At 48.0% G+C, this 18,584-nt stretch carries 2 protein-coding genes (1 of these 2 cut by a window edge); both read right to left on the reverse strand.

From position 1 onward, the window contains the following. Positions 1-7,267, reverse strand: the 5' portion of a protein-coding gene (locus JOE49_RS21995; protein ID WP_209942837.1) for an SDR family NAD(P)-dependent oxidoreductase. It extends 12,416 nt beyond the left edge of the window; the window shows 7,267 of its 19,683 coding nt (coding positions 1-7,267); its start codon is at positions 7,265-7,267; the stop codon falls past the left edge of the window. Next, the gene (locus JOE49_RS22000; protein ID WP_209942839.1) at positions 7,251-18,389 is read right to left on the reverse strand and encodes a hybrid non-ribosomal peptide synthetase/type I polyketide synthase; all 11,139 of its coding nucleotides are present in this window, start codon (positions 18,387-18,389) and stop codon (positions 7,251-7,253) included. Before JOE49_RS22000 ends, JOE49_RS21995 begins: the two co-directional genes overlap by 17 nt. Positions 18,390-18,584 lie beyond the last annotated feature (195 nt).

Here is an 18,584-nt window from a genome sequence, read left to right on the forward strand (position 1 = left end):
TCTCATCCTCAAATGTGTGCGATGTCTCCTCCAGTGAAGTTAACATGATCGTTGTCCCCTCCTGGTTGGCAGACTTGCTTAGGTGCGGCTGACGGTCCAACAAATTCGGTAAGGATATGGCGCTTGGTTTTTCAGAACTATTCAAAAAACCGGGTTGTATTAGGGCTGTTGGCTGCATCGCATGAGTCTGGACGGGAATTGCCTTTTCCTGAGCTTCCGTAACAGCTCTTTCTACAGAAGAGACTCTTTCTACAAATGGGCTCATAATATCCGTGATCCAGTACCGCTCCCTCGCAAAAGGATAGGCCGGCAGGCTGATTCGTCGCGGCTTGGCATCCCCATAAAGCATGTTCCAATCCATCGACAGTCCCTTGACCCAGAGATCAACAACCTTCGAATATTTTCTTTTCCCTATCCAGGCAGCGATCGTTTTGTCCATGTCTTCATCTTCTACCAGCGCCGTCAGCGCCTCCTTATTCCGTTTGACCTGGCCCCGGTACAACTCAGGGATTCCGTCCCGTCCTTCCAGGAATCCTTCCAGCTTGTCCACCAGCTCCTGCATAGACCCTGCAATCACTGCCAGGCGCTCTTCCATGGCTTCGCGTCCCACCTGCAGCGTGTATGCCACATCGGCCAGACTGCTTTCGCTTAGCTTTCCTTCCCGCATAACAGCTAGCAATCTCTCAGCCTGCTTTTTCAGTCGTTCTTCATTTTTGGCCGACAATACGATGATCGCAGGCTTTTGAGCCGTAACGCTCATTGGCACCTTCTCTTCTGCAATGTACTCTTCGATGATGACATGTGCATTGGAGCCTCCCGCTCCAAACGATGAAATCCCGGCAATCCTCGGATATTCCCGCGTCTCTCCATCGATCTCAACCACCGGCCGCTTCCATTCCCCCAGCTCCTGCTGGACGACGAACGGCGTCTGACCGAAATGGATATTCGGATTCAATTCTTGGGCATGCAGGCTGGGAACCAGCGTCTGGTTTTTCATCTGCAAGATGATTTTCCCAACCCCGGCGATGCCCGCTGCCGCCTCCAGATGTCCGATGTTGGACTTCACAGAGCCTATGGCGCAGAATCCCGTATCCGGCGTATCCTTCCTGAATGCCTGAGTCAGACCCGTCACTTCTATCGGGTCTCCCAGCTCCGTGCCTGTCCCGTGAGCTTCAATATAGCTGACCGTCCGCGCATGTACCCCCGCTCGCTCCATTGCCGCCCGAATCAGTTCCCCTTGGGCTGTCGGGTTCGGCACCGTATAGCCGTTGGTCTTACCTCCATGGTTGATGCTTGTCCCCCGGATCACCGCATGGATGAGGTCCCCATCAGCGATCGCCTTGGACAGCGGCTTTAATAGGACGACCCCCGCGCCTTCTCCAGGGACAAATCCATTGCCTCCTTTGCCGAAGCTCTTGCATTGCCCGTCTGCTGACAGCATGTGGTTGGCGCAAAGTCCGACATAGCTGAGCGGATGGAGATACAGATTTACTCCGCCTGCAATAGCCATTTCGCATTCTCCGCGGTACAGATGCTCACAGGCTTCATGAATCGCGGTCAACGAGGACGAACACATCGTATCGATCGGCATGCTTGGCCCTTGCAAATTAAAGAGGTACGAAATCCTGTTGGCCACTGAACTAAAGGATGTGTGAGGGTATATTTGTGTTCCTTTTCTCCATAAATCAAGTCCGTATAGATCAAAGCCCGTTTTGGTAATTCCGGCAAATACGCCTACCCGGCTGTTATGCCGCACCGCAAGCTGTTCCCGGGTGTAGCCCGCGTCCTCCAACGCTTCCCAGCAAGCTTCAATGAACAGCCTTTCCTGCGGGTCCATACCGAGTGCTTCCCGTGGCGCAATATTGAAAAAGCGCGGATCGAAATCCGCAAATCCTTCGATAAAGCCCCCCCACTTGCTGTAGCTTTTTCCATTCGCTACCGCTTCCTGTGAATCAGGATGGAAGAACCCTTCCATCGTCCAGCGCTCACGCGGGATTTCGGTGACACAGTCCTTCCCTGCTTTTAGATTTTCCCAATATTCGTTCATGTCCCTGGACCAGGGATACTTTCCAGCCATCCCAATGATCGCTATCGGTTCACGCATTTCCGCAGGGGCAGACCCGGCCAAGTTTCGGACGGGCTTCGCTGCCGTTTTTGCCGCAGATGGCACGGCTTCTTCTTCGACATACAGCGGTGCCGCAAGTGTTTCCTCCACAGGCTGTATGTCATGGTTCATCCCGGTCCACTGCATGCACTCCTGCGGGTATTCCGCTACAAAATATTCCGTCAAGGCGCGCAAGGTCTGGTACTCATAAAACAGCGTCTGGGACAGCTCTCCAAAGAAGCCCGCCAGCTTGGCATTGAGCTGGGTAATCATGATCGAGTCGATTCCATACCTCTCCAGCGGCTCATGGGCTTCGATGCTGCTGACGCTCAGCCGAGTCACCTCTCCCAATAGCACCTTGAGTCGATATAAGGTTTTATCGTAGAGCAAGTTCGAATCCAGCTTAGGCGCAGCTGCCTGGATAGCATGGACATCGGGCTGTGAAACGGCTTTTGCCAGGTAGGCCTCAATTTTCTCAGGTTCTCCTTCCATGACCATCACCTGCTTCTTGCCAGAGGCCAAGCTTTGGTACAACGCCCTCATTCCCGACCAGGTCTGCATGGCTGTAATACCCATGTTTTGCGTCATGATCTGTTCCGTGTCCGCATCGATCCGCATTCCGCCCTCTTTCCATAGCGGCCAGCGGATGGATAACGTCTGTCCCCGCCGTTGCTTGGCCCCTACCAGGGCATTCCGGTATTCGGCGTATGCGTCCATAAAGGCATTGGCGGTCGAATAGTCAGCCTGTCCCGGATTGCCTATGCTGCCCGATATGGAAGAAAAGAGCACAAAGAAGTCCAGGTTCTGGCCACTGCTTGCCTCATCCAGATGGACCAGTCCGCTTACCTTCGGTCCCAGCACCTCCATAAATTCTTCACTAGTTTTTTTAATGATAAAATTATCATGAATCACCCCTGCGCAGTGGATGATCCCATGGACACGTCCATATTCCTGCTGAATGCTGTCCAATAAATCGATAACGGTGTTTCTATGGGTGATATCCGCTTGCCTGTACACCACGCTGGTTCCTGAAGCCTCCAGCTCCTTCAGCCTCGTCTGCTTGTCTCGGTCCAGCGGCGACCGCCCCGTCAAAATGAAGGTCGCTGCTTGCGTCTGCCGGGCAATCTCTTCTGCAACCAGCAGTCCCAGACTGCCGGAGCCGCCGGTAATCAGATAGACCCCACCATCTCTCCATGGAAGCCCCTCTTCTTGCCCAGATGTTTCAAGCCTGCTCCAGCAAGCGATTGTCCGTTGTCCGTTCTCATAGCGAATCCAGCTATTCATCGGGCTACGGCTGTTGTCCTCCAGCTTCGCCAGGATGCCTTCCGCCTGTTCTCCCTGATCCACTTCGATCAGCTGCCCGATGAATTTCGGGTTTTCCAGCCGGGCTGTCTTCAACAGTCCCGAAAGTCCCGAAAAGAGCCGTCCTTCCCCGGCGTTCCGCACCACAATTTGGACCAGCACCCTCCCCTCAGGCTTGTCTTTGAGTATGCTTTGAATGCTCTCAAAGGCCTGAATAGCATAGGCCTGGAACCGTTCATCAATCCGGCTCTTCCCGGATTGAAAGGCAAGCACCTGCACAGCTCCGTTCAAACTCGCTTCGAGGCGCTCGTGCAAAGCTTCGTCTGGCTCACAAAGCAAGACCATTCGCCGATCATAGGCAGGGACTTCGGCTTCCAGCGGTATCTCCTGCTTTTTCCATGTAGGCTCAAATAGCAGTGTACGGCTACTCGTAACGGCAGGCGCTTCCGCAGCTCTGGCGACCGTAAATTTTGGTTCACGCTCTGCCGCTCTGCCGCCTGTAATTTTGTCCTCACTCCTAGGCGCCCAATACTGCTCTTTTGCAAAAGGATAAGTTGGCAACGGAATCCTAGAGTACTGTTCATTTGAAAATAAACACTCAAAGTCTAACGAATATCCCTGAACATACAAATCTGCAATCGTAGTCAAAAGCTCCAAATACTCGCGGGTATCGCTTGCGTTTTGACAATTGTAAATACATTCATCCCCGTATCTTTTCAAAGATGTTTGTATGCGTTGATCTTTTTCGTGCAGTTCAGAATGATAAACTTGAGAAGCACTGCCTTTTTCCAGCCACTTTTTAAGGGACATGGCAAGCTCGCCTTGATTACGGGCAACACAGGCAAGACGATGATTACAGTGCTTTCTCCCAAGCAATAATGTATAACTCATATTACCGCAATCCGCCTTAGGCTCCTGTTCGCAATAGGCAAGCAGTTGCTCTACCTGCTGGCGCAATTGTTTTGAAGTCCGTGCCGACAGTGGAATGAAATAACCTGGCTTTTCGGAATGTGTCCGTTCCGTCTGTGGAGCCTCTTCTATAACCATATGAGCATTCGTACCGCTGGCACCAAAGGAGCTGACCGCAGCACAGCGTCTGGCTCCAGGCTCAACCTCCCAGTCCTGCAGATGCGTATTGACATAAAAAGGACTATCCGCAAACTGAATATTTGAATTGCCCGACCGGAAATGAAGTGTAGGAGGAATTTGCTTATTCTTTAATGACAATAAAAGTTTGATCATTCCCGTAATTCCTGCCGCAATTTGCGTATGGCCAATATTCGTCTTAATGGACCCTATGGCGCAATATTCCTTCTTGTCGGTATACTTTCTAAAGGTTCGAGTCAGTGCCTGATATTCAATGGGATCTCCCAATTTGGTGCCAGTTCCATGTGCTTCCACCATCTGGATTTGCTCTGGGTGGATATGAAATGTATCATATACATTTTGCTCGAGTCGCTCCTGAGATTTCTGGCTTGGCGCAGTAAGTCCATTCGTGGTGCCGTCCTGGTTGATCGCCGAGCCTGAAATCACTCCATAGATGTGGTCTCCATCAGCAACAGCTTCATGAAGTCGCTTGAGCACAATCGCGCCAAGCGCCTCTCCCGGAACCATTCCATCTGCCCTGTCATCAAAGGTATAGCAGCGTCCCGAGCGAGACAGCATCCCTGCCCTGTCACCATACAAATAGCAGCGAGGGGTCGTATGAATATAGACACCACCCGCTAAAGCCATATCTGTTTCACCGGTCCATAAGCTTTGGCAAGCCAGATGAACTGCAACTAACGAACTGGAACAAGCTGTATCTACAGCTATTGCTGGTCCGTGAAGATTCAAGTAGTAGGATATTCTAGCGGGAATCACGGAACCCATATGACCCCAAAGCGCTTGTGGAGGCAGGTCTTCACCCAGCAATTGTTGGTAATCTCCCTCGGCACAACCCACATACACTCCACAGCGGCGACCCTCCATCCCTGTACCTGCATAGCCAGCATCCTCCAGAGCATGCCACGCTTCCTCCAGAAACAATCGCTGCTGCGGATCCATATAGGTCGCTTCCAGTCCCGAGATATTGAAAAAAAGCGGATCAAACTTATCAATATCCCCCAAAAAACTGCCGTGATTGCAATAGCTTGCATGTTTTTCTTGGTATTTCGAAAGATCCCACCGGGTTACCTCTTCCACTAAATCGTCACCGTTCTTAAGGTGATTCCAAAGCTCATGTACATTATCTGATCCAGCAAACCGCCCGCTCATTCCAATAATCGCAATGGGCTCCCTTGGTGTTAAAGCTCTCTCTTTATCCTTCTTATTGGGTCTCTCCTGCTCAAAGGATATACTTGCCGTTTCAACAGGATGAATCGTATAATCCGTGTCTTTAAGTTTTTGGATGTCGCGACTTGCATCTTCCATGTTGTCTATTGGATTAGCGCTCTGGTCCAAGACTTGTGAAACTTTATCTCCATATTGGCTTAAAATGTATAGCGTCAGTTGTTTTACCGAACTGTAATCGAAGATGTCGGTGGTTTGCAAATGAATCCCCAGCCCCTGATTGACAGCCTGCACAAAGTTGACGCCAAGAATGGAGTCCAGGCCATAATCTGCGAAAGACTCATGAATATCAATCATAGTAAAGTCCACATTCAAAGCCTCTACCAGCTTCCCTACGATAAGCTCCTGGACATACTCTTCAGCCATCTCGCTTGTTACATCAATATCTGATCGAATTCCTTCGTCACGCTGTTTCATTTGAGATTTGTCGTGTTCAGGCTCCTGTTTGTTCCGAATCAGACCATCGCTTTCCGCCACAATAATTTGTTGACCTATATCATGCGCTTCCTGAGCAGGGAAGAAAACGGACCGGAAACCCTCCATTTCCAATACCTTTCGCCAACTTTCGGGATATAACCCGGGAGAGCCTGGAATGCGCAGCTCCGGATCATTATAAAGCCACCATCCCTCTAAAAGGCCAAAGGATAGATGGTTTAACAGAGAGTTACCGCTGATTTCATTTATAAGAATCAGACCGTTTTCTCGCAGCGCCGCTTTGACATTGCGTAACGTTTGGCGAATGTTCCGAGTGGCATGCAATACATTGGTGGCAATCGCAATATCATATCCACCTGTATCGATATCTTGTCCCTGAGCCGACTCTTCCACATTAAAAATCTGATAAGTCAGGTAAGGGTTTTGCGGACCGTACTCTTTTTGTGCATGTAATAAAAATGCTCTAGATTTGTCGGTATAGCAATATTCTTGAATATGCTTCCGATAAGGTTCGAGCTTCTGGAAGACCAAAGCGCTAGTACCTCCAGTGCCTGCGCCAATTTCAATGATTCGAATCGGTACCGACGGGTTATGCTTAATCCGCTCATTCAGATAGGAAACTACGATATCTCCCAACACTTCATTAAAGTAATCCGCTGCAGGACTGTTCTTATATATACCTTCTACAAGTTTCATAGAGGAATTAGGAAAAATGATATCGGTGGCTGGTATTTTCCCGGTTAAAATTTCCGGCAGTTTGCGCAAGGTTGATTCTACCAAAAATACCCAGGCTGAGAGATCCGGATTTTTCAGCCATGCCCCTTTCTTCCATTCCCACTCCTTCCATACAGCCTGCAGATCGACCGAAGCGGTACCCGTTACGCTATATGACTCTCCATTGCAATACAAATACTGATTCCGTACCAAAATCTCTATGCTTTCTTCAAGCCAACGATCGTATAAATTCAGTAAGGCGGTTTTTGTTTTAAAATCTGCGATCATAGCTTTCTTTTCCATTTGCGCATATGGACATAATCCCATCAAGCGCAAATGGCTCCATAACAGCCTGCATAAGATATCATTCATTTCCTTCATCTGTAAGCCTCCATTCCCGTTCAGCCCCTCGTGTCGCTCCGTCCTGTTCCGAGTAAGCTTTGCTGCCGACTGTAGTCGAGGACATTGTCTCGTATGCAGCCGCTAGGTAAGAAAGATCTGGCATCTTCTTTATTTTTACACTGGCAGAAATATGACTCTGGATGTTTTGGATATACGAAGGAATAGCTTTGGCATTTGAAGCATCGATGTCTTCCTTATTCATTTCCGAAACATTTGCCATTTTGGCAAGTGTCTTTTGGGCAATGAACGAATCTGTTGGCTTTACAGCATCTGCAGATTCAATGGAAGCCAATTTGGTTTTAATATCCGTGATCCAGTACCGCTCTCTCGCAAAAGGATAGGCCGGCAGGCTGATTCGCCGCGGCTTGGCATCCCCATAAAGCATGTTCCAATCCATTGCCAGTCCCTTGACCCAGAGATCAACAACTTTCGAATATTTCCTTTTCCCTATCCAGGCAGCAATCATTTTCTCCATGTCTTCATCTTCTATCAGCGCCGTCAGCGCCTCCTTATTCCGTTTGACCTGGCCCCGGTACAACTCAGGGATTCCGTCCCGTCCTTCCAGGAATCCTTCCAGCTTATCCACCAGCTCCTGCATAGACCCTGCAATCACTGCCAGCCGCTCTTCCATGGCTTCTCGTCCCACCTGCAGCGTGTATGCCACATCGGCCAGACTGCTTTCGCTGAGCTGTCCTTCCCGCATAACGGCTAGCAATCTCTCGGCCTGCTTTTTCAGTCGTTCTTCATTTTTGGCCGACAATACGATGATCGCAGGCTTTTGAGCCGTAACGCTTATCGGCACCCTCTCTTCTGCAATGTACTCTTCGATGATGACATGTGCATTGGAGCCTCCCGCTCCAAACGATGAAATCCCGGCAATCCTTGGGTATTCCCGCGTCTCTCCATCGATCTCAACCACCGGCCGCTTCCATTCCCCCAGCTCCTGCTGGACGACGAACGGCGTCTGACCGAAATGGATATTCGGATTCAATTCTTGGGCATGCAGGCTGGGAACCAGCGTCTGGTTTTTCATCTGCAAGATGATTTTCCCAACCCCGGCGATGCCCGCTGCCGCCTCCAAGTGTCCGATGTTGGACTTCACAGAGCCTATGGCGCAGAATCCCGTATCCGGCGTATCCTTCCTGAATGCCTGAGTCAGACCCGTCACTTCTATCGGGTCTCCCAGCTCCGTACCTGTCCCGTGAGCTTCAATATAGCTGACCGTCCGCGCGTGGACCCCCGCTCGCTCCAATGCCGTCCGAATCAGTTCCCCTTGGGCTGTCGGGTTCGGCACCGTATAGCCGTTGGTCTTACCCCCATGGTTGATGCTTGTCCCCCGGATCACCGCATGGATGAGGTCCCCATCAGCGATCGCCTTGGACAGCGGCTTTAATAGGACGACCCCCGCGCCTTCTCCAGGGACAAATCCATTGCCTCCTTTGCCGAAGCTCTTGCACTGCCCATCTATCGACAGCATGTGGTTGGCGCAAAGTCCGACATAGCTGAGCGGATGGAGATACAGATTTACTCCGCCTGCAATAGCCATTTCGCATTCTCCGCGGTACAGATGCTCACAGGCTTCATGAATCGCAGTCAACGAGGACGAACACATCGTATCGATCGGCATGCTTGGCCCTTGCAAATTAAAGAGGTACGAAATCCTATTCGCTACCGAACTAAAGGATATTTGGGGAAATATTTGCGCTCCCTTCTTCCATAATTCCGGCCCATAGAGCTCGTAGCCCGTCTTAGTAATTCCGGCAAATACGCCTACCTGGCGGTTATGCCGCACCGCGAGCTGCTCCCGAGTATAGCCCGCGTCCTCCAGTGCTTCCCAGCAAGCTTCAATGAACAGCCTTTCCTGCGGGTCCATACCGAGTGCTTCCCGTGGCGAAATATTGAAAAACAGCGGATCGAATTCTGCAAATCCTTCGATAAAGCTCCCCCATTTGCTGTAGCTTTTTGCATTCACCACCGCTTCCTGTGGATCAGGATGGAAGAATCCTTCCATCGTCCAGCGCTCACGCGGGATTTCGGTGACACAGTCCTTCCCTGCTTTTAGATTTTCCCAATATTCGTTCATGTCCCTGGACCAGGGATACTTTCCAGCCATCCCAATGATCGCTATTGGTTCACGCATTTCCGCAGGAGCAGACCCGGCCAAGCTTCGGACAGGCTTCGCTGCCGCCTTTGTCTCAGCCGGCACGGACTCTTCCTCGGCGTACAGCGGTGCCGCAAGTATTTCCTCTACAGGCTGCATGTCATGGCTCATCCCGGCCCACTGCATACACTCCTGTGGGTATTCCGCCACAAAATATTCCGTCAAAGCACGCAAGGTTTGGTACTCATAAAACAGCGTCTGGGACAGTTCTCCAAAGAAGCCCGCCAGCTTGGCATTGAGCTGGGTAATCATGATCGAGTCGATTCCATAGGTTTCCAGCGGTTCATTGGTTTCAATGCTGCTGACGCTCAGCCGGGTCACCTCTCCAAACAGCACCTTGAGACAATGCAAGGTTTTGTCGTAGAGCAAGCCTGCATCCAGCATAGGTACGCTTGCCTGATTAGGTACAGCTGCCTGGATGGCACGGACATCGGCCTGTGAGAAAGCTTTCGTCAGGTAGGTCTCGATCTTCTCGGGCTCCCCTTCCATGACCATCACCTGCTCCTTGCCGGAGGCCAAGCTTTGGTACAACGCCCTCATTCCCGACCAGGTCTGCATGGCTGTAATGCCCATGTTTTGCGTCATGATCTGTTCCGAATTCGCATCGATCCGCATTCCGCCCTCTTTCCATAACGGCCAGCGGATAGATAACGTCTGTCCCTGCCGTTGCTTGGCCCCTACCAGTGCGTTCCGGTATTCGGCGTATGCATCCATAAAGGCATTAGCGGTCGCATAATCAGCCTGTCCCGGATTGCCCAGGCTACCCGATATGGAAGAAAAGAGCACAAAGAAGTCCAGGTTCTGGCCACTGCTTGCCTCATCCAGATGGACCAGTCCGCTCACCTTCGGTCCCAGCACTTCTATAAATTCTTCCCTTGTTTTCTTGATGATGAAGTTATCTTGAATCACCCCTGCACAGTGGATGATCCCATGGACACGCCCATATTCCTGCTCGATGCTGTTCAGTAAATCGATAACCGTCTTCCTATCGGTGATATCGCCTTGCCTGTACACCACGCTGGCCCCTGAAGCCTCCAGCTCCTGCAGCCTCGTCTGCTTGTCTTGGTCCAGCGGCGACCGCCCCGTCAAAATGAAGGTCGCTGCTCGCGTCTGCCGGGAAATCTCTTCTGTAATCAGTAGCCCCAGACTGCCGGAGCCGCCGGTGATCAGATAGACCCCACCATCTCTCCATAGAAGCTCCTCTTTTTGCCCAGATGTTTCGAGCCTGCTCCAAAAAGCGGTTTTCCGTTGACCTTCCTCATAGCGAATCCAGCCATCCATCGGGCTTCGACTGTTGTCCTCCAGCTTCGCCAGGATACCTTCCGCCTGTTCTCCCAGATCCACTTCGATCAGCTGCCCGATGAATTTCGGGTTTTCCAGACGGGCTGTCTTCAACAGTCCCGAAAGTCCCGAAAAGAGCCGTCCTTCCCCGGCGTTCCGCACCACAATTTGGACCAATACTCTTCCCTTCGGCTTGTCTTTGAGCATACTTTGGATGCTCTCAAAGGCCTGAACAGCATAGGCCTGGAACCGCTCGTCGACCCGGCCTTTTCCGGATTGAAAGGCAAGCACCTGCACAGCTCCGTTCAAGCTCGCTTCGAGTCGCTCGTGCAAAGCTTTTTCCGGCTCACAAAGCAAGACCATTCGCCAATCATAGGCAGGGGTTACGGCTTCCAGTGGTACGTCCTGCTCCTTCCAGGCAGGCTCAAATAGCAGTGTACGGCTAATCGCAGGCGCATCCACTGTTTCGGTTCTTATTGCTCCGGCCTCAACCTCAGGAGCCCAACAGCGCTCCTGAGCAAAAGGATACGTAGGTAGACTTATTCTTTTCGGTATGACATTGGAATATAGCAATCGCCAATCTATATAGAAGCCTTTGGTCCACAACTCTGCCAGCTTGTTCATTTCACGATTTGCAATCCATTTGCTCATTAATTCCTTGAAAACTTCTTCCTGTTCAAATAATTGCACTGAATCTTTTGACTGATTGTTTTCTCCCCTCCAGCAATTCTCGATAGATTCTTGTTCATTCGTGAACGATTGGAGCTTTTGTACCAGCTCGCTCGTATTCTTTACGATAAAAGCTACCCGGTTTTTCATTGCCATTCGTCCTGTCTGAAGCGTAAAGGATACATCCGACAAATTAATGTCTTCAGAAGCTATCAAAAAATCTGAAAGCTCTTGTGCATACACTTTAAGACGATGATGATTCCTTGCAGATAATGGAATCAGATAGACAGCTTCTTTGTTCACAGAACTATCTTTAAATCGTTCTGATTCAGCATTGACTACAAATTGTTCGAAAATGGCATGAGCGTTAGTTCCGCCTATTCCAAAGGAGCTTAACGCCGCCCGATGAGGAGACGACGCCTTCTCCCATTTTTGGAGACTATCAACAACATAAAAGGGTGAATCAGGAAAATTGATATCAGAGTTTGGTTTTTCGTAATTAAGTGAAGGAGGAATCTCATTATGATATAAGCTTAAAGCAACTTTAATGCACCCCGCCAAACCTGCTGCAGTATCCAGATGCCCGATATTGGTTTTGACCGATCCAATACCGCAAAATTGTTTTTTGGTTGTATACTGGCTGTACGTTTCATTTAAGGCGGCAAATTCAACAGGATCGCCCAATTTTGTTCCAGTTCCATGCGTCTCGATATAACTGATAGATTCGGGATGAATTCTGGTTGATTCTATCGTCTTCTGAATAACCTCAGCCTGACCTTTGACACTTGGGGCATAAAACCCTAATTTGTCGGTTCCGTCGTTGTTCACACCTACTCCCCGTAAAAGCGCATAAATATGGTCACCGTCTCTAATGGCATCTGGCGCTTTCTTCAGTAGAACAACCCCAACCCCTTCTCCGCCAATCATTCCATCTGCCGACTCGTCAAAGGCTTTAATATGTCCGTCACTGGAAAAATTCAAGCCGGGTTGATGCACATAGCCTACACTGGTAAAAGGAAAGATCGTGGATGCTCCGACTAAAGCGTATTTGGCTTCACCGGATAACAGGCTTTGCGAAGCCAGACGCAATCCGACTAATGAGGAAGAGCAGTTCGAGTGCACAAACAGACTCGGACCTTTAAATCCCAATTTATGAGAGATCATGGTAGGAATTGTCCCACCCTGTGCTAAAATCCAGGTTACATATTCATCCGCGTTCTTCAGGACATTAGGTGATTGCGACGCCAAATTTGGGATAAATGCTTGATAGAAACTGCTGCTTGCCGACATATACACACTGGTTTCAGGAATTTCTTTGCTAATATAGCCAGCATCCTCAACGGCTTTCCATGAATGCTGCAACAGCAATTTCATTTGAGGATCCATAAACTCTGCATTTTTCTGTGATAAGCTGAAAAACTCAGGGTCGAAATACTCTTTTCCTTCAATCGTGCATCGTCCGGGAACATAGCCTCGATTCCCGACGATTTCTTTTTCCAGCCCTAATCCAACCAATTCTTCCTCGGAAAAGAAGCGGACACTCTCCACCCCTGCCCTCAAATTGCTCCAAAACTCGGCATGGTTTTTGGCCCCTGGAAAATGACATGAAATCCCTATAATTGCGAGACTATCCTCAAAGTAATCTGGGTAGGGTGGCTTGAGGTCATCTTCGCCTGAATCCATTTTCGGTAAGGCTGTATTTTCAGCTGTATCTGTTTGTTCCGGTGAATGTGATTGTTCCGTTTGAGAATCAACATTCTCGCTTCTTGTTTCTGTAATGTAGGCACTGAGTTCCTTAACTGTCGGATACTTGAACAATGCTGTCACCGAAATATCGCATTCCAACAATTCCTTGACCCTTCCGATCATCTCTGCTGCTGAAAAAGAATTCCCACCTACGTCAAAGAAAGCATCATCTGTACTTAGATCATCAACATTCAGAAGTTTTTTCCATACCGTTAGAACCTGATGTTCAACATCCGATTGTGGTAAATGGATCTTTCTTGTTGTTGCTAACTCGATCCTGCGATTCATTAATTCTTTTCGATCTATTTTCCCATTAGGGGTCAAAGGCAGCTTATCTAGCTCTATAAAAAATGCTGGTATCATATAAAAAGGCAAGAAAGTTTTTAAATAGTTTCGCACTTCCTTCGGATCAAGAGGAGGCTTACCGGACTCGGAATTGTTCAGCAAACAGTAGGCAATAAGCTGCTTATTTCCCTCCTGTTCCTTGGCAATCACGACACAATCATCGATTCCTGGATATGTTCTGACCTGACCTTCAACTTCACTCAGCTCGATCCGAAACCCGCGAATTTTCACTTGATAATCCATCCGTCCCACATACTCAATAGAGCCGTCCGAAAGCCATCTGCATAAATCTCCAGTTCTGTAGAGCTTGGTTTCCGGATTGAATGGGTTGTCTATGAACTTTTCAGCCGTAAGCTCTGGCTGGTTCCAATAGCCTCTGGCCAATCCGCTGCCCGAAATAAAAAGCTCTCCCGGAAGACCGACAGGCACAGGTCTAAGATGTTTGTCCAAAATGTAAATCTGGGTGTTTGCGATAGGTTTACCGATCGAAATAGGCTTATCTGCGTCGATCTTTTGAATTGTAGACCAAATTGTCGTTTCAGTCGGACCGAACATATTCCATGCGTCACAGCTGTTATGAACAAAATAAGATTTCAACGTTTCCGAAAGGGCTTCCCCTCCGCAGAGAACTTTCATGTTCTCTTCGTTCTTCCAGCCGGTTTGAAAGAGCAGGGTCCAAGTCACAGGAGTAGCTTGCATGATTGTCGGTTTTATTCTTTGAATTTCCCGCTTAAGTCTTTCGGCATCCTTTATGTTTTTGGAGCTGCAAATATAGCATTGAGCCCCCTTAATCAAAGGCAGATATAATTCCAGTCCCGCTATATCAAAGCAATACGTTGTCACCGCAAGTAGTTTGTCCTGCTCTGTTAAACCGGGCTGCTCTCCCATGGAAATAAGAAAGTTGGTCAACGCTTTATGTGAAATCATGACCCCCTTGGGTTTCCCTGTACTTCCAGAGGTATATATCACATATGCCAAATGGTGAGGTTGCACTTCCCGTTTGATTGTCTTTCTACCCTTCACATCACTTTTCAGATGATCCCAGTCTTTATCAAGGACAATACAGCTAACGTTGTTCCCTTCCAAGCGTGACACTTTCTCCAACAACCCCGATTGCGTAATAACCAGTGAAACATTGGAATCCTGAAGCATATACTCCAATCGGTCCTCCGGATATTCCGGATCGAGCGGCACGTAGGCTCCACCGGCCATCAGGATTCCTAACAGCCCAATCACCATATCTAAAGAACGTTCCATGCAAATCCCCACAAGAGTATCAGGAGTTACCCCATGTTTCTGCAAATATAAGGCCAGCAAAGTGCTCTTTTCTTTTAGTTCCCCATAGGTAAGCGATTCCTTTTCATATACAACTGCAATAGCTTCAGGTGTTTTTCTTGCCTGTTTTGCGAATAATTCAGGGAAGCACTTATCAGGATAACTTGTTCCGGTAGCATTCCAGTCATTAAGGATGATGTCCTTTTCCTCTGGTAAGAGTAATGAATGCTCCTCCAAGGGCCAAGCGGGATTCTCCATAAGTGCTTCCGCTAATTCTATATAACGCTCTGCCATCTGTATGATGGTTGAATGATCGAACAAATTGGAGCGATATTTAATATTTAATATCATTTCCTCTTCCTGCTCTTGCAGTTCCAATACCAGCTCGTATTCGCCTTCCTGGTGAATTTCTTCAACCAATTCGACGAAAAAGATATCTTTATATGGCTTGCAAAGCTGCTGAAAGCTTGAAGTTGGAAGGAAGTTTTGATAAGAAAAGGCTGCTTGGAAAACAGGTGAGCTCGTCTGCTTCCGCGGCACATTCAATTCTCGGACCAGAGCCGGAAAAGGATACGAGGCATGATCCATTCCATCGACTACTGTCAGCTGCAATTTTTTCATAAAATCCAGGAATGTCTCTGTTTCCGATATCTGGCTCCGTATTGGAAGCATATTGACAAAATAGCCGATTAAATTATCAAAACGCTGCTCCGGGCGCACCATAACTGGCATTCCAACAATGATATCTTCCTGTCCCGAATACTGGTTAAGCAATACAGTATACATACCTAACAAGACTGTGGACAAGCTCGTATATTGCGCTTGGGCAAAAGACTTTACCCGTTTGACCCATTTAAGCGGAAGCGGCTTGGAATATGTTTGTGCTTCCATGCTTTGAGCCGGAAAAACAGAGCGGTCATATGGCAGCTCCAGGGTCGGTAAAGCACCTGACAGCTGTTGTGTCCAGTAGGAACGATACTTCTCCCCTTCTGCACTCGCTAACATCGTTTGCTCCCATTTAACAAAATCGCCGTAGCTCGCTGCGGGTGGCAACACCGTCGATGTCTTTCCCTGTACCACGTTTTTATAGGCATCTAAAAAGCTTTGTGTAAACATGCCGAAAGAACTTCCATCAAAAATAATATGGTGGATGACAACCAGTATGAAATGTTCCTGTTCAGATCTGGACATAACATAAATACGCATCAAAGGATCCTGTTCCAGCACGAATGGTTTCTTCGCTTTATCCCTAATAAATGGAATAATCTCATCTGCTTCCAAGGCTGAAATATCCTCCACTTGCACATGAAGCGGCTGCGTGGGCTGCAGCTTTTGATAAGGTATCCCATTTTCCTCTTCAATCACACTTTTTAAAATAGGATACTGTTCTAAAACGATGTGAAAAGCCCGTTTAATGCTCTCAATCTCAATCTTCGTATTAAACCGGAGGCATATTGGTATATTGTAAGCATTCATCTCAGGGGACATTTTATGTAATAGCCACAACCCTTTCTGAACTTCAGAAAGCGGATTCCTTCGGAAACTGAGCGAATTTTTCTCAGTATTGACCTGTACAGTGGATTTATCTTCTTCCACCTTTTGGGCTAAATATGCCGATAATAGTTGAATCGTCGGGTTCTCTAAAATTTCTCTTGCTTTGACCTTGATCGGATAGGACTTCTCAAGGCCGCGTATAAGCTTCATGACAAGAATAGAATCGATGCCATAACCATGAAGATTTGTATTCAAATTCATTTCCTCGTGCTTGAGATTCAGTTCCCAACACAAAAATTGCACTATATACTCCTGAATCTTCGATTGAACCAACGAAACGGCATTTATGGTACTGTCATGGTTTTCTGCGGCGGTTTCTTCCATATTCGAATGTGATAGTGAGAACGCACTCCGATATTGATAAAGTGCTTGAAGCTCTTGTTTGATATAAGCATTGCGGCAGATCTTTCTTTGGATTTTCCCACTTCCTGTTTTGGGTATACTTCCCTTAAGCAGCAAATAGATATCGTAAATTTCAAGTTGATGCGTATTGGATACGGCATTCAATATGTTTTCGACCAGACGTTTATATTCCTGCTCATGAAGGGGCGCTTCAATTTCCTGTACGACGATTACTTTTTCCTGACCATTGATTTCAGAGGAAAATACAGCGATGGGCAAGGTCAACTCTGGCATATTCTTTTGGATGGTCCATTCAATATCGACGGGATGATGGTTTTTGCCGCGAATAATGATGACTTCCTTCTCTCTACCGATGACATAGATATGATTATCCGCAATAAAGCCAAGGTCCCCGGAACGAAAAAAGCCGCCTTCTTTTGTATCAGAAAGGGCTACCTCAAAAGTGCTATTCGTTTCTTCCTTCCTGTTTAAATATCCCTCTGCCATCCGTGCGGATTTAATCCAAATCTCGCCGACTTCCTCCGGTAAGCATTGTGTATGCCTTTCAGGATGAACAATTCGTATTTGCGTCGGATCTTCAATCTCCCCACAGCTCACTACGGACTTCGATTTATTCTTTTCATCCGTGTATTGGACTCTTCGTTGCTCCAAGCTAGGGATATCCAAGTTAAGGAATCTCATCGACTGACCTGGTTTTATACTGGCGACAGGGCACAGCTCCGATAAGCCAAGGAGGGGACAAAATATATCCTCTTGTAGCCCTAATTCCCGGAATTTATGGATGAAGTTCTCGTAAGTTTCCTTCCGGATGGGCTCACCTGCACATATAATCGCTTGGAGATGGCGAAGTGAATGTTGCTTAATTGAAGCTATGTCCAGTGTGGAGCAGCAATAATCGAACGCAAAATTTGGCGCTGCCGTATGGGTAGCCTGATACTTGTCAATCATATGAATCCAATTTTCCGGATTTTTAGCGAAGCTTTCTGGCGGGAGAATAATGCTCGACGCCCCGTTTAAAAGTGGGACTAAAATATTGTTATGCAGTCCAAAAGCATGAAATTGCGGCGTCCAGGAAACGACACGACTATTCCGGTCAATTCTCCATTGCTCGGCCTTGGCCTGATTCATCAAGCAGCTGTGACTGAGGATTACGCCTTTTGGCAAGGATGTTGAGCCCGATGTATACATCAAAAGAGCAGTATCCTGCGGCGCTGGCATTCTCATCTCTATCTCAACGTCAACGGTGTCTTCTTGAAAGATTTCATCAATATTCAGGATACGGATTGAATTAAACTCCCTCCGTGTTTGGAGAAATGCTTTCAAGTCCGTATTAGTTATGATACATACGGCTTGGGAATCCCTATAGATAGGCATCATCTTCTCAAAGATTTTTTCATCCGGCTCCGAATCTGTAATAGGTGTAGGTATGGCCACGATATTTGCATAAAAACATGCCAGCATGCTGCTGATATATTCCAGACCCTGAGGAAATACAAGAAGTGCCCGTTCCTGCTCAGCCAGTTCTTTCAATAGGATATTGCCCAAAGCCTGTATTTGATGTAGAAGCGTATTTCCGGAAAGAATTTGAGGACTCTGGCCTTCTTTCTCAAACGTAAATAACTCTTTTTCAGGAAATTTCCGGCAAGTTTCAATAAAAGAAGCGATCGGAATATCAAGGTTCCATGTTTGGTCATGTTTTCGCATCATTCTCCACCAACTCCTCAAAACACAAAGTTTATATAACATGAGCTAAAGGCTTATCACCCTGTCCATTTTGAGCTATTATTCACGTTTGAAGCATTGCCAGGAGTTGCCTGCTAAAATATATCAAAGAAAAAACGAGTGATGAGGAAGGCTATATGCCTCTTTCACACTCGTTGCTGGTTCGCATGAACAACCGCA

It is taken from the genome of Paenibacillus sp. PvR133, assembly GCF_017833155.1.
Lineage (GTDB): Bacteria > Bacillota > Bacilli > Paenibacillales > Paenibacillaceae > Paenibacillus > Paenibacillus polymyxa_B.